Origin of the sequence: Vibrio sp. OPT46, assembly GCF_015163535.1 — a bacterium.
GTDB classification, from domain to species: Bacteria; Pseudomonadota; Gammaproteobacteria; order Enterobacterales; family Vibrionaceae; genus Vibrio; species Vibrio alginolyticus.
This window is the reverse complement of the sequence record NZ_JADDYG010000851.1, coordinates 1-430: the sequence shown is the minus strand read 5'-3', so window position 1 is coordinate 430 and position 430 is coordinate 1. Positions and strand designations below refer to the sequence as shown.

Sequence of the window (430 nt, the reverse complement as noted above, 5' to 3'; positions counted from 1 at the left end):
TCCTGATCTGAAGTACAACGTTCATAGCTATCATTAAAAACTTCAATCACGTTCATGTTGCTTTCCCCTACGCCTTAATATGAGTTTAATTTAATATCAAATAAAAGCTTCCAAATAAGGACTTTTAAGTTTCAAACCGATCAACCCACATCGATTTTCAACAAAAAGTAAAAAGTGATTTAAATAAACACCCTCTTATCAATGAAAAAATATCCATTATCATGAACCCATATTCGAGGTACGCATGGTTGTCGATGCTAGTGCATCCTCATCTGTCATCACATAAAGAGGATATAAACGTGTCCCATCAAATCATTACCGATCTAAATAGCCGTTACACTGCAAAAAAATATGATGAAACCAAGCGCGTTTCTCAAGAAGACATGGCGATAATCAAAGAAGCACTGCGTTTGTCGGCGTCTTCTATCAA

The 430-nt window shown here is 35.8% G+C and carries 1 pseudogene; it reads left to right on the top strand.

The features are described 5' to 3' along the window. Positions 1-254 precede the first annotated feature (254 nt). Positions 255-430, top strand: a pseudogene (locus tag IQR33_RS30175) (NAD(P)H-dependent oxidoreductase); the annotation flags it as partial.